The 22,639-nt window shown below is 63.1% G+C and carries 20 protein-coding genes; 9 read left to right on the forward strand and 11 right to left on the reverse strand.

Annotated features, from left to right (window positions below; all coding sequences use genetic code 11):
- Window positions 1-12: 12 nt before the first annotated feature.
- Window positions 13-570, reverse strand: coding sequence for a glycine cleavage system transcriptional repressor (locus BRD58_RS05850; protein ID WP_069578358.1), 558 nt, complete (start codon window positions 568-570; stop codon window positions 13-15).
- A 146-nt stretch (window positions 571-716) separates the two neighbouring features.
- Here BRD58_RS05850 and dapA point away from each other — a divergent pair, with 146 nt between their 5' ends.
- From dapA to purC, 3 genes are all read left to right on the forward strand, one after another.
- Window positions 717-1,598 (forward strand): 4-hydroxy-tetrahydrodipicolinate synthase, encoded by an 882-nt coding sequence (gene dapA, locus BRD58_RS05855; protein WP_012847960.1) that lies wholly within the window; start codon window positions 717-719, stop codon window positions 1,596-1,598.
- Between the two features lie 16 nt (window positions 1,599-1,614).
- Window positions 1,615-2,655 carry an outer membrane protein assembly factor BamC gene (gene bamC / locus BRD58_RS05860; RefSeq protein WP_012847961.1) on the forward strand — a complete coding sequence of 347 codons (1,041 nt, stop codon included), beginning with the start codon at window positions 1,615-1,617 and terminating at the stop codon, window positions 2,653-2,655.
- A gap of 153 nt (window positions 2,656-2,808) precedes the next feature.
- Window positions 2,809-3,522, forward strand: a complete 714-nt coding sequence (gene purC / locus BRD58_RS05865; RefSeq protein WP_012847962.1) for a phosphoribosylaminoimidazolesuccinocarboxamide synthase — start codon at window positions 2,809-2,811, stop codon at window positions 3,520-3,522.
- A 51-nt stretch (window positions 3,523-3,573) separates the two neighbouring features.
- On the opposite strand, the gene BRD58_RS05870 is transcribed toward purC, so the two are convergent.
- The 3 genes from BRD58_RS05870 to BRD58_RS05880 are packed head-to-tail and all read right to left on the reverse strand — an operon-like array spanning window position 3,574 to window position 6,065.
- Window positions 3,574-4,257 carry a cyclase family protein gene (locus tag BRD58_RS05870; RefSeq protein WP_069578359.1) on the reverse strand — a complete coding sequence of 228 codons (684 nt, stop codon included), beginning with the start codon at window positions 4,255-4,257 and terminating at the stop codon, window positions 3,574-3,576.
- Window positions 4,258-4,282: 25 nt separating this feature from the next.
- Window positions 4,283-5,014 carry an MIP/aquaporin family protein gene (locus tag BRD58_RS05875; RefSeq protein WP_034167996.1) on the reverse strand — a complete coding sequence of 244 codons (732 nt, stop codon included), beginning with the start codon at window positions 5,012-5,014 and terminating at the stop codon, window positions 4,283-4,285.
- Window positions 5,001-6,065 (reverse strand): alpha/beta fold hydrolase, encoded by a 1,065-nt coding sequence (locus tag BRD58_RS05880; RefSeq protein WP_015461168.1) that lies wholly within the window; start codon window positions 6,063-6,065, stop codon window positions 5,001-5,003. Before BRD58_RS05880 ends, BRD58_RS05875 begins: the two co-directional genes overlap by 14 nt.
- Window positions 6,066-6,318: 253 nt before the next feature.
- Here BRD58_RS05880 and BRD58_RS05885 point away from each other — a divergent pair, with 253 nt between their 5' ends.
- Together BRD58_RS05885 and ypfH are read left to right on the forward strand one after the other, a co-directional pair.
- Window positions 6,319-8,283, forward strand: coding sequence for a tRNA(Met) cytidine acetyltransferase TmcA (locus BRD58_RS05885; RefSeq protein ID WP_073381967.1), 1,965 nt, complete (start codon window positions 6,319-6,321; stop codon window positions 8,281-8,283).
- A gap of 111 nt (window positions 8,284-8,394) precedes the next feature.
- The gene (gene ypfH / locus BRD58_RS05890) at window positions 8,395-9,081 is read left to right on the forward strand and encodes an esterase (protein ID WP_069578362.1); all 687 of its coding nucleotides are present in this window, start codon (window positions 8,395-8,397) and stop codon (window positions 9,079-9,081) included.
- 13 nt (window positions 9,082-9,094) lie between these two features.
- Here the strand turns inward: ypfH and BRD58_RS05895 are convergent, their stop codons facing one another.
- From BRD58_RS05895 to acrD, 5 genes are all read right to left on the reverse strand, one after another.
- The gene (locus tag BRD58_RS05895; RefSeq protein WP_012847968.1) at window positions 9,095-9,310 is read right to left on the reverse strand and encodes a YpfN family protein; all 216 of its coding nucleotides are present in this window, start codon (window positions 9,308-9,310) and stop codon (window positions 9,095-9,097) included.
- Window positions 9,307-9,984, reverse strand: a complete 678-nt coding sequence (locus tag BRD58_RS05900) for a M15 family metallopeptidase (protein ID WP_015461170.1) — start codon at window positions 9,982-9,984, stop codon at window positions 9,307-9,309. Before BRD58_RS05900 ends, BRD58_RS05895 begins: the two co-directional genes overlap by 4 nt.
- Entirely contained in the window at window positions 9,981-11,114 is a 1,134-nt protein-coding gene (dapE, locus tag BRD58_RS05905; RefSeq protein WP_069578363.1) for a succinyl-diaminopimelate desuccinylase, read from the reverse strand. Before dapE ends, BRD58_RS05900 begins: the two co-directional genes overlap by 4 nt.
- Window positions 11,111-11,491, reverse strand: coding sequence for an ArsC family reductase (locus BRD58_RS05910; RefSeq protein ID WP_015461172.1), 381 nt, complete (start codon window positions 11,489-11,491; stop codon window positions 11,111-11,113). The genes dapE and BRD58_RS05910 overlap by 4 nt, the downstream gene beginning before the upstream one ends.
- A 1,297-nt stretch (window positions 11,492-12,788) precedes the next feature.
- Complete coding sequence (gene acrD, locus BRD58_RS05920; RefSeq protein WP_069578366.1) at window positions 12,789-15,905, reverse strand: multidrug efflux RND transporter permease AcrD; 3,117 nt, start codon at window positions 15,903-15,905, stop codon at window positions 12,789-12,791.
- Window positions 15,906-16,244: 339 nt separating this feature from the next.
- Between acrD and BRD58_RS05925 the strand changes: the two genes are divergently transcribed.
- A complete protein-coding gene (locus BRD58_RS05925) occupies window positions 16,245-16,553 on the forward strand; it encodes a winged helix-turn-helix domain-containing protein (protein WP_015461174.1) in 309 nt (102 codons plus the stop codon).
- Between the two features lie 84 nt (window positions 16,554-16,637).
- On the opposite strand, the gene narP is transcribed toward BRD58_RS05925, so the two are convergent.
- A complete protein-coding gene (gene narP, locus BRD58_RS05930; RefSeq protein WP_012847975.1) occupies window positions 16,638-17,285 on the reverse strand; it encodes a nitrate/nitrite response regulator protein NarP in 648 nt (215 codons plus the stop codon).
- A 55-nt stretch (window positions 17,286-17,340) separates the two neighbouring features.
- A complete protein-coding gene (gene narQ, locus BRD58_RS05935; RefSeq protein ID WP_073381971.1) occupies window positions 17,341-19,041 on the reverse strand; it encodes a nitrate/nitrite two-component system sensor histidine kinase NarQ in 1,701 nt (566 codons plus the stop codon).
- A gap of 327 nt (window positions 19,042-19,368) precedes the next feature.
- Between narQ and napF the strand changes: the two genes are divergently transcribed.
- From napF to napA, 3 genes are read left to right on the forward strand one after another with little or no spacing between them, the layout of a single operon-like run.
- Window positions 19,369-19,878 carry a ferredoxin-type protein NapF gene (napF, locus tag BRD58_RS05940; protein ID WP_015461177.1) on the forward strand — a complete coding sequence of 170 codons (510 nt, stop codon included), beginning with the start codon at window positions 19,369-19,371 and terminating at the stop codon, window positions 19,876-19,878.
- On the forward strand, window positions 19,878-20,144 hold the full coding sequence (gene napD / locus BRD58_RS05945) for a chaperone NapD (RefSeq protein ID WP_012847979.1): 267 nt from the start codon (window positions 19,878-19,880) through the stop codon (window positions 20,142-20,144). The genes napF and napD overlap by 1 nt, the downstream gene beginning before the upstream one ends.
- Window positions 20,141-22,630 (forward strand): nitrate reductase catalytic subunit NapA, encoded by a 2,490-nt coding sequence (gene napA, locus BRD58_RS05950; protein WP_012847980.1) that lies wholly within the window; start codon window positions 20,141-20,143, stop codon window positions 22,628-22,630. The genes napD and napA overlap by 4 nt, the downstream gene beginning before the upstream one ends.
- Window positions 22,631-22,639 lie beyond the last annotated feature (9 nt).

Consider the following 22,639-nt stretch of genomic DNA (forward strand, 5'->3'; position numbering starts at 1 on the left):
CTCTCTCCGTCTTTAACCGTCATTCTGAGAATAATTGACTACGTTAATGCTGCCCTGCGCATTGAGCTCAAGACAGAGCTGGTTAAACGCGCGCTCGATCAGCGTGGGATCTTGGCTGGCCGGGCTATGGGCGGTGATTTGAATATAGAGCTGTTGCTCATCGGAACCGTCGCGGGTCTGGGTTCGGGAGACCAGTTCGGCGATGTTCATGCGCTGTGAGTCAAACAGATCGGTAAAGCGTTCGATGATGTGCGGCGAGTCTTTGACCTCGACCTGCACCCAGACCGTGGCCGGCATGGTAGGACGCTCGTGCCAGGTGGTGCGCTTCATTACGATCAGCAGATCCATCTCTACGCCTTTCAGCGGCAGGGTGGACTCTATCAGGGTGATCGCGTTCCAGCTGCCGGAGAGCAGCATGATGAACGTGAACTCTTCGCCCAACATCGCCAGTCGGCTGTCTTCAATATTGCAGCCACAGCTACTGACGTGGCGGGTAATATTGTTGACGATGCCGGGGCGGTCCGCGCCAAGGGCGGTGATGACTAGATAGTGTTGATTGGGCTGTGGCAAAAGAGTTCTTCCTGTATCGATAGTGGGTGTACCAAGGTAATCATAAAAAAAAGTATGCTACAAGCAATTAGCATTCAGATGTCTACTTGCGTTGGCAATGCTTTAAAACGTACCATGAGACGCCTGTTTTTAGAGGGGGATGGACTATGTTCACGGGAAGTATTGTAGCGCTGGTAACGCCGATGGATGACAAGGGAAATGTCGATCGCGCGAGCCTGAAAAAGTTGGTCGATTACCATGTCGCCAGCGGGACGTCCGCCATTGTTGCCGTGGGCACCACCGGTGAGTCCGCCACGCTGAGCCATGACGAGCATGTCAACGTGGTTTTACAGACGCTGGAGCTGGCCGATGGCCGGATTCCGGTGATCGCCGGGGCGGGCGCTAACGCCACCGCCGAGGCCATTGCGCTGACCGAGCGTTTTAATCACAGCGGGGTGGTGGGATGTCTGTCGGTCACGCCGTATTATAATAAGCCGACGCAGGAAGGGTTGTATCAGCACTTCCGTGCCATCGCCTCTTGTACCGATCTGCCGCAGATTCTGTATAACGTGCCGTCGCGCACCGGTTGCGATATGCTGCCGGAGACCGTGGCGCGTTTGGCGCAGATTGACAATATTATCGCGATTAAAGAAGCGACCGGGAACTTAAGCCGCGTTGGGCAGATCCAAGATCTGGTCAACGACGATCGCTTTATCCTGCTCAGCGGTGATGATGCCTCGGCGCTGGACTTTATGCGTCTGGGCGGAAAAGGGGTTATCTCGGTAACCGCGAACGTGGCCGCGCGCCAGATGGCGGAAATGTGCCGCCTGACGCTGGCCGGGGATTTCCATGCCGCACGCAGGCTAAACCTGAGCCTGATGCCGCTGCATCGCGATCTGTTTATAGAAGCAAACCCGATACCGGTAAAATGGGCCACCAAGGTATTGGGACTGATAGCGACCGACACCCTGCGTCTGCCGCTGACACCGCTGAGCGCCAGTGCGCACCCGGCGGTTGAGCGCGCACTGCAGCATGCCGGTGTGCTGTAACTCTTAGGGAGATTGAATGGCTTACTCAGTACAAAAGTCGACGATTGCGACCCTGGTTGGCGTGTCGCTGGCGATGATGCTCTCTGCCTGCTCCAGCGATCAGCGCTATAAGCGCCAGGTCAGCGGGGACGAGGCCTACCTGGAAACGCCGGCGCTGCAGGAGTTGAAGGCGCCTGCGGGGATGATCCTGCCGCTGCAGAACAGCACCTACGATATCCAGAGGAGTAACGATAAGGGCGCCGTCGGCAAGGCGCTGGATATCCGTCCTCCGGCGCAGGCGCTGGCGCTGCTGAACGGCTCGCGCACCCAGTACACCAACGGCGCCGCGATCATGCTGGTGGAGAACTCGGCCGGGATGAGCGGGCTGTGGCAGCAGGTCGTACGCTCGGTGCAGGAGGATAACTTCCCGATCGCCAGCCGCCAGGATGCCAGCCAGTCGCTGACGACGGAGTGGATCGCGTTCAATCGCGCCGATGAAGATCAGCAGTACCGCGGCCGCTATCAGATCTCGGTTCAGCCGCAGGGATACCAGACGGCGATCGTCGTCAAGTCCCTGGCGTTAGAGCAGAGCGGATCACCGGTGACCTCGAGCAGCGAGATCCAGCGCTATGCGGTGAATGTGCTGAACGACGTCGCCAGCAATCTGGATAAAATCCAGAGCGATCAGGCGAACGCGCGCGCTAACCGGAGCCTGGGGCAGATCGACGTACAGAGCGGGGCCGACGATACCGGTCTGCCGCTGCTGATCGTACGTGCGCCTTATGCTCAGGTCTGGGAGCGCCTGCCGTCCGTGCTGCCGCGCGTCGGCATGACCATCAGCGATCGCAGCCGTCCGCAGGGGACTCTCTCCGTCAGCTACAAGGAGCCGAGCAGCAGCACCTGGGAAAGCCTGGGGGTTAGCGCGCCGGATCTGGCCAACGGCGACTATAAGATCCAGGTCGGCGATCTGGACAACCGCACCAGCCTGCAGTTCCTGGACAGCAAGGGACAGCCGCTGACCCAGGCGCGTAACGACGCGCTGGTCAAGGTATTCCAGGCGGCGTTTGCGCGTCCGTAACCCGCTCGAACATCGTGAAGGGGGCTAACGCCCCCTTTTTTTGTATTTTTTTCTCCACGCAATCGTTTGGCTGGCGTATAATGGCCCCATCTTGCGGCGCCATCGCGCCCGAACGCTTCGGTTTGTTCTGTTCTTAACCTATGGAGTACGCAAATGCAAAAGCTCGCTGAGTTGTACCGCGGCAAGGCTAAAACGGTCTATGCCACGGAGGATCCGGATCTGCTGATTCTGTCGTTCCGCAACGATACGTCAGCTCTGGATGGCCAGCGCATTGAGCAGTTTGATCGCAAGGGTATGGTGAACAACAAGTTTAATCACTTCATCATGAGCAAGCTGGAGGCGGCCGGGATCCCGACGCAGATGGAGCGCCTGCTGTCCGATACCGATGCGCTGGTGAAGAAGCTGGAGATGGTGCCGGTGGAGTGCGTGATCCGTAACCGCGCCGCCGGTTCGCTGGTGAAGCGTCTGGGCATTGAAGAGGGCATGCCGCTGAATCCGCCGCTGTTCGATCTGTTCCTGAAGAACGACGCCATGCACGATCCGATGGTCAATGAATCCTACTGCCGTACCTTTGGCTGGGTCAGCGACGAGCATCTGGCGCAGATGAAGGCGCTGAGCTACCGCGCCAACGAGGTGCTCAGCCAGCTGTTCGACGACGCCGGGCTGATCCTGGTGGACTTTAAGCTGGAGTTCGGCCTGTATAAGGGCCAAGTCGTTCTGGGCGATGAGTTTTCGCCGGACGGCAGCCGCCTGTGGGATAAGGCGACGCTGGCGAAGATGGATAAGGATCGCTTCCGCCAGAACCTGGGCGGGCTGATTGAGGCCTATGAAGAGGTGGCCCACCGTCTGGGCGTGCCGCTCGACTGAGCGGCGACGCGACGCATGGAAAGACGACGGGGGCGCTAGCCCCCGTCGTCATTATGGCGCCAGCCCGGCCATGACGCTCACCTGCCCGCTGTCGGCGCCCACGATCCGGCTCGGTCCCAGGGTCAACAGCTGCGGCAGCTGATCCTGCAGCGGCGCGAGCGTCATATCTTCGATAGCGATAATAAATTTCTCGCCATAGTACCCCAGCAGCCAGCGGTGCGCCTCTACGCCCAGATCGTTGCAGGGGGAGCCGATAGAGAGAAAATCCATGCCAATGCACAGCAGGCGTGGAAAGTGCTCAACCAGATAGCGGCAGAGATCGGGGTGCAGACAGGGGCCCTCTTTGCTGTATATCTCGGGATCGCGCTGGCGATAGGCCTCGAATCCGGTACGGATCAGCAATAGCTTTTTATCCTGCAGCTGTGGGGCGTAAGGGGCGATATCCTCGTGGGTCACGATCGCGCGCGGCCCCTTTGGCACGGCGATCAACAGGATCTCATCCTGCCGATAGGCAAAGTAGTCGATGGGCAGCTGGTGCAGCGCGGGACCGTTGGGGCAAAAATGGCGGGGGCCATCGCAGTGGGTGCCAAAGTGATTCGGCAGGTGACTTATCACCGCGTTAAAGGGGCTATCCTGCTGACCGATGCACGACGTGACGGTGAGGGAGAGCACGGGCTCTCCCGGCCAGGCGACGTCCGCCGGATCCAGTTTATGGGATAAGAAGACAAAGCGCATAAGCGTGACTCCTGTCGGGTGAGGATTAGCTGCCGACGCCGCTGAACAGGGCGCGGTAGCACAGAGCCGCCAGCGCGGCGCCTAACAGCGGGCCGACGATCGGCACCCAGGCATAGCGCCAGTCGGAGCTGCCCTTGCCGCGGATCGGCAGCAGGGCGTGGATGAGGCGCGGCATCAGATCGCGCGCGGGGTTGATGGCGTAGCCCGTCAGCCCGGCAAAGGCCATCACCCCGCCGGAGAGGGCGATAAACAGATAGAGAAAGGCGACGCCATTGGCGGGAAGCGAATGGGGAAAGCTCAGTACGGTCAGCATCAGGATAAAGGTGGCGGTCGCTTCGGCCAGCGTGTTTTTTAGCCCGCCGCGGATGGCTGGCGCGGTGGCGAAGACGCCGAGCTTGCTGCGCGGGTTCTCTTCGCTATCGAGGTGCTCCCGGTAGAGCACCCAGACCAGCAGCGCGCCGCAGAAGGCGCCGCCGGCCTGGGCCAGGATGTATCCGGGGATCTGCTCGGCGGGAAAGCGCCCCGCCAGAAAGAACCCTAGGGTAAACGCCGGGTTGCAGTGGGCGCCGGAGATGGGGGCGACGATGATAGCGGCAGAGGTCATGGCCGCGCCCCAGCCCAGCGCCGCGACGCCGCCGCCGGCGCCATAGAATGCCGAGCTGCGCAGCGAGATGGCGGCGACCACGCTGAGTCCCAGGGTGACCAGCAGGGCGGTGCCAATAAACTCGGCTAAGTACAGCGTGCTATGCGGCGGCATGGTGCCTCCTTGACGGCGCGCTCAGCAGAAAACGCGCGACCTGCGGCGCATAAAGACGCGCCAGCCCGGTCGTGGCGTGGCCGCGGGTCTCTGGGCCCGCCGGGATCAGGTAGAGGGTGCCGTGCGGCAGGCGTGCGATGGCGCGCTGCATGACGCCGGTCTCGGGCGGGTTTCGCTCATCGTCGGCGGCGTTAATCGCCAGCACCGCGGCGTGCACCTGCTCCAGATGCGCATCGGCGCGGTAACCGCGCGAGGCGTCCCACTGGTACAGCAGATCGTTGGCGTCGACGCTGAAGGGGGCGGACAGGCGCTGCTCCAGCAGCCGCTGAGCGCTGTCCCAGGTCGGCGCCTGCCGCTGCCAGGCTAGCGTTCCCCCGCTGGTGGCGATGGCGTAGAAGACGCTGGCAAAGTGTGCGCTGGGCGGCTGCTGACGGTAGTCGCCGTTTTGCCACGCGGGGTCTCGGCGAATGCTGTCGGTGATCAGGCGGCGCAGTATCCAGTTGCGAGAGGCCATCTCCGTCGGCTGGGCGGCCAGTGGAATGACCGCGTCCATAGCGTCGGGATAGCGTTCGGCCCAGAGCCAGGCGTGCATTCCGCCCATGGAGTTTCCCATAACCAGGCGCAGGTGGGGGAGGCCGAGTCCCTCTGTCACCAGGCGAAACTGTGCGGTGACCATGTCCTGATAGGTGTAGCGCGGGAAGCGGGCGCGCAGTCCATCGGAGGGCTTACTGGAGCGGCCGTGGCCGATGGCGTCCGGCATGATGATGAAATAGCGCTGAATATCGAGGGGCTGACCGGGGCCGAACATCACGTCGGCGAACTCCGGGGTGATAAAGCTGTCGCCGCTGCCGCCGGTGCCGTGCAGCAGCAGTACCGGCATCCCGTCGGGATCGCCCAGGGTGCGGTAGTGCAGCGTCAGATCCATGCGTGCGCCGTCGTGAAAGGAAAAGTCTCGGGCGATCCAGTCGGCATGGCGCGGCGCGAGGGGCTGCGCCAGCGCGCTGGAGATCAGCGCTAACAGTAGGAATAATAAACGAAAAGTGGAGCGCATGCGTTTTTCTCCTTTGAGCAGAGGAAAACCGGACATGGCACGGGCCATACTGCGCCGGGGTCGAGAGGCCGCGGGTAAACTTGTGATGATTAGTTATTTATTGTGATTTTATGGTGTTTAATAATCTTTTTTAGCGATAATGATCACGATAATAGATCGTTTTGTGATCTTTTGTTAATCATGGTGCGCGACAGCGCGGACGACGGCGATGCTGGTATACTCTGGGATTCCCTTTTGCTGCCGTGGTGTCGCTATGCCGCTTTCCGCCTCTCTTCCTGCCATGTCCCGCGCCGGCGTGCGCCGCCTGCTGGTGATCAGCGGTGAGGCCGACTGGTGCCGACGGCGCGCCGCCCTTGCTATCGCCCCGCTGGCTGACGTGACCTGGTGCGGCAGTCCGGCGCCGATGGGATGCCAGGCGCTGCCGCTGACGCAGATCCGTACGGTGCTGGGACGTGAGCTGGGGCACTGCGTGCTGGACTGGCATCCGGGCTGTCACGCGGAGGCGCTGGCGGCGCTGGCCGGCACGCTGCGCGCCGGCAGTTGGCTGATCCTGCTGACGCCGCCGTGGTCTGCCTGGGCACAGCGCCCCGATGATGACAGCCTGCGCTGGAGCGAGCGCGAGCAGCCCATCGCCACGGCGAATTTTGTTCACCACCTGCAGCGTACGCTGTCCGCAGCCGACGGCGTCACGCTGTGGCACCAGGGTGCGGCGTGCCCGGCGCCGGCGCCGCTGAGGCGCGCGGCGTGGCGGGTGCCGGATGGCACGCCGACGGCGCAGCAGCGGGCGATACTGCGCGCGCTGCGTACGCCGGCCGCCGTCAACGTGGTGCTGGGGCCCCGCGGGCGCGGCAAGTCAACCCTGAGCGGTATGCTGGCCGCCGACCTGCGCGGCGACTGTCTGCTGACGGCGCCGGCGCGGGTCGCCGCCGAACGGGTGCAGACGACGGCGGGCGACCTGCCGTTCGTGGCGCCCGATTTGCTGCTGCAGCGGATTGAGGCCGGGGAGAGGTTGCCCGGCTGGCTGCTGATCGATGAGGCGGCGGCGATCCCTACGCCGCTGCTGCAGCGCCTGATCGCGGCGTTTCCCCATGTGCTGATGACCACCACGGTACAGGGCTATGAGGGGACCGGCCGCGGATTTCTGCTCAAGTTCTGCGCGGCGTTGCCCGATTGCCGTATCCATAGCCTCGATCGGCCGCTGCGCTGGGCCAGCGACGATCCGCTGGAGGCGTGGCTGAACGCCGCGCTGCTGTTCAGCGATACCTGTGGGGCGGCGGCGCCGGTCAGTGCGCTGCGCTGGCTGGCGCAGCGGCAGTGGCAGACGGATCCGGCGCTGATGGCGGACTTTTATGCGCTGCTGACCAGCGCCCACTACCGGACATCGCCGCTCGATCTGCGGCGTCTGATGGATGCGCCCGGTCAGCGCCTGTGCGCGGCGCTGGGCGAGGCGCGGGTGCAAGGGGCGCTGTGGCTGGTGGACGAGGGGGGACTGTCCGCCGCGCTGGCGCAGGCGGTGTGGGCCGGTGAGCGTCGGCCGCGCGGTAGCTTAGTCGCCCAGTCGCTGGCGGCGCACGGCGGCGAGCCCTGCGCTCCGCAGCTGCGATCCTGGCGCGTTAGCCGTATCGCCGTGATGCCGACGCTGCGCCGTCGCGGCGTCGCGTCGGCGCTGATAGCCGCGGCGCTGACGCAGGCGCGTGCGGCGGGCGCGGTGGACTTTGTTTCGGTCAGCTTTGGCTATACCGATGCGCTCTGGGCGTTCTGGCAACGCTGTGGATTTACCCTGGTACGCATGGGGACCCAGCGAGAGGCCAGCAGCGGTTGCTATACGGCGATGGCGCTCTGTCCGCTGACGGCGGCGGGAGCGGCGCTGACCCGGCGCTTGGCGCGGCGTCTGGCGCGCGATGCCCGCTGGCTGATGGCGCAGACCGGGCTCGTGCTCCCGCTGACGCCGCTGGCGGCGGACAAACTCGATGAGGCCGATCTCCGTGAGCTGGACGGCTTTGCCCATCACGCCCGTCCCTACGATAGCGCCTGTCCGGCGCTGCTGCGTTTCTTGGCCGGTCGGCCGGCCTCTACGCTGCCGCCGCTGCTGGTGCAGCTGCGGCAGGCGCAGGGCGATCTGGCACGGCTACCGCCGCAGGCGGGCATCAGCGGGCGGCGAGCCCTGATCGTTGCGCTGCGCCAGGCGCTGGCCGCCGCGCTGGCGACGGCGGCGTAACGCCGTCGGCACACCCACCCGCGGCTCGCGCGGCCCGCACGGCTTTTCTCCTGCCGCGGCAGGCGTATAGTAGGAATAAAGTGAGTCTGCATGAGTGAGTAGGAGTCGCGTATGGAACATCATCATCACGTTGTGCAACAGCCGGAGGGGACGGCACAGCAGCTGATTCTGCTGTTTCACGCCGTAGGCGATAACCCGGTCGCCATGGGGCAGATCGGGGAGTATTTCGCCCAGGCGTTCCCCCAGGCGCTGGTGGTCAGCGTAGGTTCACCTGAGCCGTCGCCGGATGGCGTAGGGCTGCAGTGGTATGCGCAAGAGGGTGAGGATGACGAGAATCGTCCGGCGCGTATTGCCGCCGCGTTGCCGCGGCTGATCGCGCTGGTGCGCTACTGGCAGCAGGTCAGCGGCGTCGGCTATGCCGCGACGGCGCTGGTGGGCTTCTCTCAGGGGGCGACGATGGCGCTGGAGGCGGTGCGCAGCGAGCCGGATTTGGCGGGCCGGGTGATCGCATTCAGCGGGCGCTTTGCCACCCTACCGCAGCATAAGCTGGGCGATACGGTGGTGCATCTGCTGCACGGCAGCGAGGATCCTCGGGTCGCCTTGGTCCACGCCCAGGCGGCCGAGCGCCAGCTGCGCAGCACCGGCACCGATGTCACGCTGGATATTGAGCCGGTGGGACATGCGATCAACGCTGCCCTGATGGAGGCGGCGCTGGAGCGGATGCGCGCCTATATTCCGCAGCGCTACTGGGATGAGGCGCTCAGCGGCAAACGTGGCGAGATCGTCGCCTACCGCTGAGGGCGCAGGGGCGCTATTTGTGCGGCGCCCTGTCTTTGTTTTTGTCCTTGTCCTGTCGGGGCCAGTCATCGTCGTCCCACTGCGCATTGTTGTCGCGGTGCGGCGGCAGCGGCGGGCGATCGTCCAGATAGTGCTTGGGATTGACGCGCATCAGCGCCTTGATCCCGTTCCAGATCATGCCGATCAGGATCAGCAGGATCACCCACCAATAGTCAGCCAGCCAGCTCATACCTTACTCTCCTGGGTACGGATATAACGGGAAAAAATCGCCTCCAGATGGGACTCCAGCCAGTCGCGTCCGGCGATGTCGCGGTCCTGCCAGGCCGCTTGCAGCACCGCCGGCGTCAGCAGGGACTCGGCCTGCTGCGCCAGCGGACGGTAGCTCAGGTGCCAGGGTTCGGCGCCGACGCCCCCCTGCTCGCCGTCAAACGGGCGGTAAAAACCGAACGCCGCCATGTGGGTATCCAGCCAGCGGGTAAGGGGATATTGGCAGCCCGTGGGCTGATACTCCCATGGCTCCAGCTGGAGCCGGGTATCCGCTGGCAGCAGATCCGGATCGTAGACGTCGAGATCGCAGCCCCAGTGGTGTCGGCTGGCGCCGGGCAGGGCAGACCAGCGCAGGATAGCCTGACAGCGTTCGCCCGGCGTCAGGTCGGCCACCTGCAGCGGCTGGCTGTCGGCGTCCAGCAGCGGGCGCGCTCCGTTGAACTTGTCATTCCAGATGGCCTGCTGGCGCGCAAAGTCGCGAAAGCTGCTGGCGGGCTGCAGGTTTAGCCCATCGGCGAGCGCGCGCCGCTGCATGGCGCGAAACGCGTCGGCGGCCCGCGGCTGCAGGCGGTGGTTGCCGCCGATAGACACCAGGTGATCGGTACTCTGACCGGTCAGCATCGCCGGGGTGATCATGCGATGAGTTGCTCCATAATCCGTTGGTACATGCGGCTGAGGCTCTGTAGGTCGGCCGCGCTGACGCATTCGTTGACTTTATGTATGGTGGCGTTAAGCGGCCCCAGCTCGACCACCTGGGCACCCATGCGGGCAATGAAACGCCCGTCGGATGTGCCGCCGGTGGTCAGCAGACGCGGGGTCTGGCCCCCGTAGCAGGCGACGGCGTTGACCACCGCGTCGACCAGCTCGCCGCCCGGCGTCAGGAACGGCAGGCCGGAGAGGGACCAGTTGAGGGTGTAGCGCAGGCCGTGTCGATCCAGCAGCGCCGTTACGCGTTGCTGGATCGACTCAACGCTCGATTCGGTGCTGAAACGCAGGTTGAACTGTACATACATATCGCCGGGGATCACATTATTGCTGCCGGTACCGGCGGCGATATTGGCAATCTGCAGGCTGGTCGGCGGGAAGAAGTCGTTGCCGTTATCCCACGCGATCGCCACCAGCTCCGCCAGCATCGGCGCGGCGCGGTGCACCGGATTGTCGGCCAGATGGGGATAGGCGACGTGCCCCTGGGTGCCGTGCACGGTCAGATCGGCGGTGATGGAGCCGCGGCGGCCGTTTTTGACCACGTCGCCCAGACGCTGCTCGCTGGAGGGCTCACCCACCAGGCAGTAGTCAAGGCGCTCGCCGCGCGCCATCAGGGTCTCGACGACGCGGACGGTGCCGTTGACCGCGCTGGCCTCCTCATCGGAGGTGATTAAAAAGGCCAGTCGACCGCGGTGATCCGGCCTGGCGGAGACAAAGCGTTCGGCGGCGACCACCATGGCGGCCAGCGATCCCTTCATATCCGCCGCGCCGCGGCCGTACAGCATGCCGTCCTGCAGCGTCGGGGTAAACGGGGGGTGGCGCCACTGGCGTTCATCGCCGGGCGGTACGACGTCGGTATGGCCGGCAAAGGCCAGCACCGGGCCATCGCCGCCGCGCCAGGCCCACAGATTGCGGGTATCGCCGTGCGGCATCGCTTCAATATGAAAGTCCAGCGCGCGCAGGCGGGCCAGCAGGATATCCTGGCATCCGGCGTCGTTGGGGCTGATTGACGGGCAGCGGATCAGCTGCTGCGCCAGCGTGAGGACCGGACAGACGCTCATTGTGCCTCCTCGGCGAAAAACTGCGCATAGCGCTCTGGGGTGAAGCCGAGCAGCAGGTGCTCTCCCCGCTGCAGCAGTGGGCGCTTGATCAGCGCCGGAGAGGCGAGCATCAGCCGCACCGCTGCCTCTGGCTGAGCGGCGTCGGCGCGGGTGGCCTCATCCAGGCCGCGCCAGGTGGTGCCGCGGGTATTCAGCAGCGCGCTGACGCCGAGCTGCGCGATAAAGCCGTTTAGCCGCGTCTCATCGAGGCCATCGCTGCGGTAGTCGTGAAAGCGATAGGGGATCTGCCGTTCATCCAGCCACCTGCGGGCCTTCTTAACCGTATCGCAGTTTTTGATGCCATAAAGGATGACCTTAGTCTCTGCCGTATTTTTCATGGACTTACCTTTCCCCCTGTTGCGCTTAGTCCGCTGTAGCATACAGGCGATCTGACCATATGGAAATATTCGAACCGCTGGCGCCAACGCGCTTTCTGCCCTTATTCCGGCGACCGTGCGGAGAGCGCAGGGGCTCAGCGCGCCATCTCTGACATCGGATCGTTTTATCGACGCTCGACGCCGGGGCCGCGGGATACTGACGAGTGCGCCATCGGCTGGCTTAGCCACCGCTGAACGGCGGCGTCTCTGGGGATCTCGCGGGTTAAACGGGGGATCGCCGACGGTGGGCGGGGAGAGGCCGTGGAAATTTTATCCACAGAAATCTTCACGGGAAGGGGGGGACGGGTTATCATGCAGGCGGACATAAATTCGACAACATAGAATGATATTACGATGATTGATAAAGAATTGGATACCTGGAAGTCATTTATTGAATTTATTTTGAGCCAGCGGGAGCAAACGCAGCAGTAGAGATCGTCCTCTCTCCGATAGGGGCGCGCGCGAGGCGACGGATACGCAATATTGCGTATGCTATATAATAAAAACTATATAGTTATGCTGTTTGGTATCAGGCTTTTCTCGTCTATTTTCTTTCGTCGCAGGGATAACTGGCGCGTGAGACTGCGTGCGTCTGTGCCGAGGCGATAGCCTCCCGTTGACCGCCGCCGCGGGGCTCTGCACCTATCGTCCGCCGTGGGGCGGATCGCCTGGCTTACGCCAATCCTCAATGAGGGAGAATGCGCCGGTGGTATCTCTTTTTTGACCTCTCACGCGCTGACTCGCTGAACGGCGCCGTAAATTTCGCGACGGCGTCATGCATTATGGCAAGCGAGTGTGGATAGCTGTCCTCTTTTTTCTATTATTGATACCCGCTTATTTTTTTATTTTCGTTATTTCTTGAACATATTATCCGCTCACGCTCTGCGCCGCGTTCAATAATCCGCTTGGCGGCGGCGCGCGCGCAAAAGCGGCCCTCGGTTGTTAATTCTGCTGTTCATATTGATGCCGTCGGGATAACGCTGAAATCATTTCGACGGTAATATCATCGCCGTTGGCAATCCGCTGCGTCTGTATGTCGAGGCGCATCTTACGGCGGGTCAATGCAATCAACTCTCGGTATGACGGAGCCCCCGCGTGGGGGCCTCTCGGCTGGCGGGGCATGATGTTTTCGCGAAAGAGTATCGCGAATGGCAACGCGCGGCGTATATTCATGTTGGCGCTGCACGGTTGCTGGGGTAATGGCGTAGGATACCGCGGCGCGCTGCGCCGGGCCCGAAGGCACCGGCGTCAGCGGTGTTTATCGATGTCGATCGTCCTTACCGGGAAAGCGGCGGCGCACCAGAATAAAGAACAGCGGAACAAAGTAGATCGACAGCAGGGTGGCGGCGATCATGCCGCCCAGCACCCCGGTACCGACCGCGTGCTGGCTGCCGGAGCCCGCGCCGTGGCTGAGCGTCAGCGGCAGTACGCCGAAGATGAAGGCCAGCGAGGTCATCAGGATCGGGCGCAGGCGCAGGCGACACGCCTCCAGCGTCGCCTCCAGCAGATCTTTGCCGCTGCGATTGAGTTCGTTGGCGAACTCGACGATCAGAATGGCGTTTTTCGCCGACAGGCCGATGATGGTCAGCAGCCCCACCTGGAAATAGACATCGTTTTCCAGCCCGCGCAGCCAGGTGGCGCAGACGGCGCCCAGCACGCCGAGCGGCACCACCAGCATGACCGAGAAGGGGATCGACCAGCTTTCATACAGCGCCGCCAGACACAGGAATACCACCAGCAGGGAGAGGGCGTACAGCGCCGGTGCCTGGGCGCCGGAGAGGCGCTCCTGATAGGACATGCCGGTCCACTCTAGGCCAAATCCGCTGGGCAGTTCGCTGACCAGCTGTTCCATGATCGCCATGGCGCGGCCGGTGCTGATCCCCTGCGCCGCCTCGCCGACGATTTCGACCGCCGCCTCGCCGTTATAGCGTTCCAGACGCGGAGAGCCGTAGTTCCAGCGGGTGCTGGCAAAGGCGGAGAAAGGCACCATATCGCCTTGGCTATTCCGAACATACCATTTGTTAATGTCTGACGGCAGCATGCGGTAGGCGGCCTCGCCCTGCACATAGACCTTCTTCACCCGTCCCCGGTTGAGAAAGTCGTTGACGTAGGTTGAGCCCCAGGCGGTTTTCAGCGTGTCGTTAATATCGTCGATGCTAACGCCGAGCGCCTGCGCCTTGCGCTGATCGATGTCGACCTGCAGCTGCGGGCTGTCGTCCATCCCGTTATGGCGCACCCGGGTCAGCTCCGGCTGCTTGACCGCGGCGGCCAGCAGCCGATCGCGGGCCTGCATCAGCGCATCGTGACCGAGACCGGCGTGATCCTCCAGCTCCAGATCGAAGCCGGCGGAGCTGCCGAGCCCGGAGATGGCCGGCGGGCTGCTGGCAAAGACCCGCGCTTCGCGAATGTTGGCGAAGGCCCGGCTAGCGCGCTCAATGATGGCGGCGGCGCTGTCGTCGTCGCCGGTGCGCTGATCCCAGGGCTTGAGACGCACGAACATGCGCGCGACGTTCTGGCCGTTGCCGCCCGGCCCGGCGCCGACGATGGAGAAGACCGACTGTACGTCTTTGCCCTCGTCGACCAGCAGGTAGCGTTCTACCTTTTCCACCACCTTCAGGGTCTCCTGCTGCGTAGCGCCGACCGGCAGCTGGATTTGGGTCATGAAGACTCCGCGATCCTCCAGCGGTAGAAAGGAGGTGGGCAGATGCAGGTACAGCGTGCCCAGTCCGCCGAGGATCAACAGATAGAGCAGCATGCTGCGTCCACCGTTGCGTACCACCCGGCCCACGCCGTTCTCATAGCGCAGGGCGCTGCGCTCAAAGGTGCGGTTAAACCAGCCAAAGAAGCCTTTTTTGGCGTGCAGCTGCGTCTTGTTGACCGGTCGCAGCAGGGTGGCGCACAGGGCGGGGGTCAGGATCAGCGCCACCAGCACCGAGAAGATCATGGCGGAGACGATGGTGATGGAGAACTGGCGATAAATCGCGCCGGTGGTGCCGCCGAAGAAGGCCATCGGCACGAAGACCGCCGACAGCACCAGGGCGATCCCCACCAGCGCCCCCTGGATCTGATCCATCGATTTGCGCGTCGCCTCCCGCGGCGAGAGTCCCTCTTCGCTCATCAGACGTTCGACGTTTTCCACCACCACGATGGCATCGTCGACCAACAGTCCGATGGCCAGCACCATGGCGAACATGGTCAGGGTGTTGATGCTGTATCCCATGGCAAACAGCACGGCAAAGGTTCCCAGCAGCACCACCGGCACGGCGATGGTCGGGATCAGGGTCGCGCGCAGGTTCTGCAGGAACAGGTACATCACCAGAAACACCAGGGCGATGGCCTCAAACAGGGTTTTGACCACATCCTGGATCGCCGCCTGAACAAAGGGGGTGGTTTCGTAGGCGTACTCCACCTTCAGGCCGTGGGGAAAATAGGGCTCCAGCTGCGCCAGCTTGGCCTTGACCCGCGCATCGGTGGCCAGCTCATTGGCGCCGGAGGCCAGCTTAATGCTCATTCCGGAGGCCGGTTTGCCGTTGAAGCGCGACAGATAGTCATACTTTTCAGCGCCCAGCTCGACCTGGGCCACGTCGCCCAGCGTCACCAGAGAGCCGTCGCTGTTCACCCGCAGCGTTATTGCGCGGAACTGCGCTGGCGTCTGGAGCTGGGACTGTGCCATCAGGGTCGCGTTGAGCGCCTGGCCGGGAACCGCCGGGGTGGCGCCGATCTGGCCGACGGCGATCTGGCTGTTCTGACTTTTGATCGCGCTGACGACGTCTTGGGTCGTCAGGCGGAACTGGTTGAGCTTGGTGGGATCGAGCCAGATACGCATGGCGTACTGGGAGCCAAACGCATCGACGCTGCCGACGCCGTCGATTCGGCTGAGCGGGTCCTGCAGATTACTGGCCACATAGTCGGCGATATCCTGACGATCCATGCTGCCGTCGGTGGAGACAAAGGCGACCGTCATCAGGCTGCTGTCGCCGGATTTGCTGACGCGTATCCCCTGCAGCTGAACCTCCTGCGGCAGTTTACGGGTGGCGGCGCTGAGCTGATTTTGGACCTGCTGCATCGCCTCATTGGGATCGGTGCCGGACTGAAAGGTCAGCGTAATGGAGGCGCTGCCGCTGCTGCTGCTCTGGGAGGACATGTACATCAGCCCATCCAGGCCGGTCATGTTCTGTTCGATGACCTGAGTCACGGTATTTTCCAGGGTCTGGGCCGATGCGCCGGGGTAGGAGGCGCTGATGCGCACCGTCGGCGGCGCCAGATTCGGGTATTGCTCAATGGGGAGCTGGTGGATGGCCAGCAGCCCCGCCAGGCTAAAAATGATGGCGATAACCCAGGCAAAAATGGGGCGATCGATGAAAAATTTAGCCATGCAGCAACCCTAGTTAATCTGATGCGAGGTGACGCGCGGCGGCAGGCCGTGACGCGCCTGAACCGCATAGAATGATGCTGCACTGTATCCTGCGCCGCGGAAAAAAAAGTGGAGAAAAAATGGAAAAAACGTAAAAAATCGTGCGTTGGAGCATGGCTGTCTTTCGGTTGCGCAAAAAACGCGCGCCGCCGCGCCGTCCGGCGCATATTTGCCCGGGGCAGGGTGAAAAGTTGTGCAATACTGAAGTTCGCCTCGGCGCGTGCTACGTCTGCGCGGGGCTCACCAACGTTGTCGCGCCGTGCGAGGGGTGTCCCGCATCGGGCGTTTGAAGGAGAAGAGATGGAGATCAATCCGGTATTTGCCCGCCGGCTGTACCTGTGCTGGCTGCTGACCCACGAAGAGAAACCCAATGTCCCGCGCCTGATGCAGCTGACTGGCTGGCCGCGGCGTACGCTGCAGGATGTGCTCAAGGCGCTACCGGGGCTGGGAGTCACCCTGCGTTTCGTGGAGCAGGGCGTGCGCCATAACGATGGCTACTACACCCTGACGGACTGGGGGCCCCTTGATGCCGGGTGGATAGCGCAGCATGTCGACGGGCTGGTGGCATGCCTGGATCAGTCTGGGCCGCGTGAAGCTGCGCGCCCCTAAGGGGCGCGAGAGCATACTCAGCGGGGGTCATCGTCACCCAGGCGGCGGGCCGAGATTTCCCACTGACGGCCCTATCTCCCGCGATCAGCTGTTTTTGTACTCCAGGTACAGCACCGTGGCGGCCACGCGGGAGCGGACGTTGAGCTTGCGCAGCAGGTTGCGGATGTGCACCTTGACGGTCTCCTCCGAGATGTGCAGCTGCGCGGCGATCTGCTTGTTGGACATGCCGCGAGCCACCTCCTGCAGGACATCCAGCTCGCGTTCGGTCAGGTCGGCCAGCGGATCGGCGATTTCGCTGCGGGTGCTCAGGTAGGCGAGCACCGACTCGCTGAACACCGAGCGCCCCTCCGCCGCCTGGCGGATCTGGGCCAGCAGCGCCTCGGGTTCGCTGTCCTTCAGCAGATAGCCGTCGGCGCCGGCGTCGACCAGCGCATACACGTCGCTGCGGGCGTCGGAGACGGTCAGAATGATAATGCGGGCGTCGATGCCCTCATTGCGCAGGGCCTTCAGCGTATCCAGCCCCGATAATCCCTTCATATTGAGATCCAGCAGGATCAGATCCGGCTGGCTGCGTTCGGCCAGGGCAATGGCCTCGCTGCCGTTGCTGGCTTCGGCGACTACGCTGAAGACGCTGTCCAGTTCCAACAGCTGACGAACTCCGCGGCGCATCAGCGGGTGATCGTCGACGATCATGACGCGGAAAGGGGCGGTAGTTGATGTTGGATGTTCCATAACGAGCTCCCTGAAGAGGGGCGGTCATTGCCCGCCCGTAGTTTATTATTATAAATCAGATCCCGTCGCCGGTAGGGGGACGAAAGATCAAGGTTACCCGCGTCCCGCCGTCGGGGCCCGGGGTGATATGCAGTTCTCCCCCAAGACGGGCGGCGCGCTCGGCCATGATGGTCAGGCCATAGTGACCGGGCGGCTCCTCGGCGCTGGGCAGGCCGATGCCGTCGTCGGTGACGCTGATCACGTTGGCGCCGTCGTCACGACAGCAGCAGCTCAGGGTAATGTGCTGCGCCTGGGCGTGCTTGATCGCGTTGAGCGTCGCTTCTCGGACGATTTGCAACACGTGAACCTGCTGCTGTGCGTTCAGCGACTGAGAGGAGAGCGCACAGTGTAGCGTAATCCGCGCGTCGGTCTGTAATTTTAGCGGCGCCAGTAGCTGTTGCAACGCCTCGCGCAGATCGGCCTCTTCGATGGTCAGTCGGAAGGTGGCCAGCAGCTCGCGCAGCTGGCGGTAGGCGTCGCTGAGCGCCTGATCGAAGTCGCGAATAATCGCCTGCGCCGGGTGGTTGTCGGCATCGGTTGCCCGCCGCAGCAGGGTTATCTGGATACGCAGGAAAGCCAGCGCCTGGGCCAGGGAGTCGTGCAGCTCGCGGGCGATGGTGGCCCGCTCCTCCATCAGCAGCAGCTGCAGCTGCTGCTTTTGCGCCCGATTGAAGTAGACCCCGCGGCTGAGCATGTTGGCGACGTTCTGCATCAGCTGCATCTGCGGCGACTGCCGCGCGGGCCAGCGCAGCGCGCCGAGCGGCTGTCCGTCCAGCATCAGGGACAGTTCCTGGGTAGGCTCGCGTTCATCCGTGGGGCCGCTGGCGAGCAGCCAGCGGCCCTGGCCGCTGTCGATCACCTCCAGCTGCAGGAAGTCGAGCGCCTCGCTGCTGCGCACGATGTTCAGCACCTGCTCAAAGCTGGGCTGGGTTATCTGGCTGACGGTCAGCGCCTGCGAGGCCTCAAACAGCACCCCCAGGGTACGGTTGGCCTGAGTCAGGCTCTCGGTCTTCTCCTGCACTTTCTCTTCCAGGGAGCGGTACAGCTTCTCCAGCTCACCGGACATGCGCACAAAGGCCTTGGAGAGCACCCCCATTTCATTGGGCAGATTGACGTCCAGCTGCAGCGGGGCGAAGTGGCCGTTTTGCATGCGGATGCTGGCGGAGACCAGCTTGTTGAGCGGTGCGACCACCTCGCGGCGGATGGTGCGGATGGAGAACCAGACCAGCCCTATCAGCGCCAGCAACCCGACCAGGCTTATCAGCACCACCTGCTCCATCTTCTGTTCGGCGTAATGCTGCAGCACCAGCACGAAATGGTCGATCTGATCGACATAGTGGGCGACGCCGTGCAGAAAGGCCTGGCTATGCCCTTGGCGCAGCTGAATGTCCAGCTCCTGCCAGGTATCCAGCAGCTGGGTATATTCGTCGCGTACCGACGCTGGCACATAAAAGCGGGTGAGCTTTTGCAGCGCCGGGGCGCGCAGCGACTGGCCGTACTCCTGCAGGTGGCGGGCGATATCCTGGGGCTGGCTGGTGAGGTCGTAGGCCAGACGGTAGCTCTGCATGCGCAGCGAGCCGGCAATATTGACCGCCTCGGCATCGTTGATGCTGCTGGCGACCGTCAGCAGGGCGATCCCGGTCGACAGAACGGAGAGGATCACCATGGCGATCAGGGCGCGCGCCAGGGTACTGGTCACGGAGCGTTTTACCAACACGGCTGTTTTCCTCATCGGGGCGCGGCGCACGGCGACGGTGACGTGCGGTAATGCGCTGTATATTTAAGTAAATAGCGAATAACGCCGGGAGAGTGGACACAATGCGTGAAAGCGGCCAGAAAGGTTTGATCCTGCGCAATTATTCCCCCCATTTAACCCAAAAGAGGAATTATCAGCCGCGGTGGAAACCGGATACTCAACGGCATAAGACCCATAAACGCGATGCCTTTATTAACAAATAAATTAAGCGCGATAAACCGTTAAGCGCTTTTTGGCCCGCAAAGTCACTTTTTACCCGATGGATGAGCAATGTCACAGGAGCGCGCGATGACTACCCTGTCCCGACGCCATTTGCTGCGTGGTCGCTGGCATCATGCCACCGCGCAGGTGCGCCCGCCGTGGTCTGTGAATGCGTCGGCCTTTATCGCCGGCTGCAGCCGCTGCCATGCCTGTATTGCCCAGTGTGAAAGCGGGGTGCTGGTCGTTGGCCAGGGCGGCTTTCCCTCCCTCGATTTTTCCCGTGCGGAATGTACCTTTTGTCGGCGATGCGCCGATGCCTGTCCCGAGGCGCTGTTTCTTGACGCCGAGCAGGCGCCCTGGCGGCTGCGTGCCGAGATCGCGGAGCACTGTCTGTCCCGGCGCGGTATCGAGTGCCGTAGCTGTCAGGACGGCTGCGAGCCGCGGGCGATCGCCTTTATTCCACGGCCGGGCGGCGTGGCCGCCATCCAACTGATATCCGAATGCTGTAGCGGCTGCGGCGCCTGCGTTGCGGCCTGCCCGGTGAACGCGATTCAGATGGCGGAGCAGGCCTGTCCCCTTGAGGTTAAGGAAGCGTAATGAGCAGTGAGATATGGCACGTCTGCGGGCTGGTGGTTCAGGCCCGCCCGCAGTCCGTCGAGGCGGTGGCGCAGGCGCTGTCCGCGATGGAAGAGACCGAAGTCGCGGCCAGCGAGCCGCAGCAGGGCAAGCTTGTTGTTGTCATGCAGAGCGAGGATTCAGGCAGGCTGCTGGATCGAATTGAGTCAGTGCGCAATGTGGCAGGCGTGCTGGCGGTGTCGCTGGTTTATCACCAGCAGGATGAGCAAGGTGAGGATACGCCATGAAACTCAGTCGTCGAGACTTCATGAAAGCCAACGCCGTCGCTGCCGCTGCCGCCGCAGCGGGGCTGACCATTCCGACCGTGGCACGGGCGGTAACGGAAGGCGGATCGGATAACATCACGTGGGATAAGGCGCCGTGCCGCTTCTGCGGTACCGGCTGCGGGGTGCTGGTCGGCACCCAGAATGGCCGCGTCGTGGCCTCTCAGGGGGATCCGGATGCGCCGGTCAACCGCGGGCTGAACTGTATCAAGGGCTACTTTTTGCCCAAGATCATGTACGGTAAGGATCGTCTGACCCAGCCGCTGCTGCGGATGAAGGCAGGCCAGTATGACAAAGAGGGCGAGTTTACGCCGGTCAGCTGGGATCAGGCGTTTGATGTGATGGCCGCTAAGTTTAAGGGCGCGCTGAAAGAGAAGGGGCCGGGCGCCGTCGGGATGTTTGGCTCCGGGCAGTGGACGGTCTGGGAGGGCTACGCCGCCGCCAAGCTGTTCAAGGCCGGCTTCCGCTCCAACAACATCGATCCCAACGCCCGTCACTGCATGGCCTCCGCGGTGGTCGGCTTTATGCGCACCTTCGGTATGGATGAGCCGATGGGCTGCTATGATGACATCGAGCAGGCCGACGCCTTTGTGCTGTGGGGCTCCAACATGGCGGAGATGCACCCGATCCTCTGGTCGCGCATCACCAACCGCCGTCTGAGCAACGATAAGGTGCAGGTCGCGGTGCTGTCCACCTTCGAGCACCGTAGCTTTGAGCTGGCGGACAACCCGATTATCTTCACCCCGCAGTCCGATCTGGTCATCCTGAACTACATCGCCAACTACATTATCCAGAATAACGCCGTCGATCAGGCGTTTATGGATAAGCACGTCAATATTCGCAAAGGGGCGACGGATATCGGCTACGGCCTGCGTCCGACCGATCCGCTGGAGAAGGCGGCGAAGAACCCGGGCAGCGATGCCTCCGAGCCGATGAGCTTCGACGACTACAAAGCCTTTGTGGCCGACTATACCCTGGAAAAAACCGCCAAGATGACCGGGGTGCCGCAGGATCAGCTGCTGGCGCTGGCCAAGCTGTATGCCGACCCGAACATCAAGGTGGTCTCTTACTGGACCATGGGCTTTAACCAGCATACCCGCGGGGTATGGGCCAATAACCTGTGCTACAACATTCACCTGTTGACCGGCAAGATCTCCCAGCCGGGCTGCGGCCCCTTCTCTCTGACCGGCCAGCCCTCGGCCTGCGGCACCGCGCGTGAGGTCGGCACCTTTGCCCACCGCCTGCCGGCGGATATGGTGGTGACCAACGAGAAGCATCGTCAGATCGCCGAAACCCGCTGGAAGATCCCGGCCGGAACCATTCCGGACAAGGTGGGGCTGCACGCCGTCGCCCAGGATCGCGCGCTGAAGGACGGCAAGCTCAATGCCTATTGGGTGATGTGTAACAACAACATGCAGGCCGGTCCGAACATCAATGCGGATCGTATGCCGGGCTGGCGCGATCCGCGTAACTTTATTGTGGTGTCCGATCCGTACCCGACGGTGAGCGCGCTCTCCGCCGACCTGATCCTGCCGACCGCCATGTGGGTGGAGAAAGAGGGGGCCTACGGCAACGCCGAGCGCCGCACCCAGTTCTGGCACCAGCAGGTGAAGGCGCCGGGCGAGGCTAAGTCGGACCTGTGGCAGCTGATGGAGTTCTCCAAGCGCTTCACCGTCGATGAGGTCTGGCCGGCGGAGCTGCTGGCGAAGATGCCGGCGCTGAAGGGCAAGACCCTGTATGAGGTGCTGTATGTCAACGGTAACGTCGACAAGTACCCGCTGGACGAGGTGCCGGCCGACCGCCTGAATGATGAGGCGCGCGCCTGCGGCTTCTACGTGCAGAAGGGGCTGTTTGAGGAGTACGCCGGCTTTGGCCGCGGCCACGGCCACGATCTGGCGCCGTTCGATGCCTACCACAAGGCGCGCGGCATCCGCTGGCCGGTGGTCGATGGCAAAGAGACGCTGTGGCGCTACCGCGAAGGCTACGATCCGTTCGTCAAGGGCGGGGAAGAGGTGCGCTTCTACGGTAAGCCGGACGGTAAGGCGGTGATCTTCGCGCTGCCCTATGAGCCGCCCGCCGAAAGCCCGGATCAGGAGTACGACCTGTGGCTGTCTACCGGCCGCGTCCTGGAGCACTGGCACACCGGGTCGATGACCCGCCGAGTGCCGGAGCTGCATCGCGCCTTCCCGGAGGCGGTGCTGTTTATCCACCCGCTGGATGCCAAGGCGCGCGGTCTGCGCCGCGGCGACAAGGTGAAGGTGATGTCGCGCCGCGGTGAGCTGGTGTCCATTGTCGAGACCCGCGGCCGTAACCGCGTACCGCAGGGGTTGGTCTACATGCCGTTCTTCGATGCCGCCCAGCTGGTTAACGTGCTGACGCTGGACGCCACCGATCCGCTGTCGAAAGAGACCGATTTCAAGAAGTGCGCAGTGAAGATTGAGAAGGTGTAAGGACGGCGC

Origin of the sequence: Edwardsiella piscicida (assembly GCF_001896205.1) — a bacterium.
Lineage (GTDB): Bacteria > Pseudomonadota > Gammaproteobacteria > Enterobacterales > Enterobacteriaceae > Edwardsiella > Edwardsiella piscicida.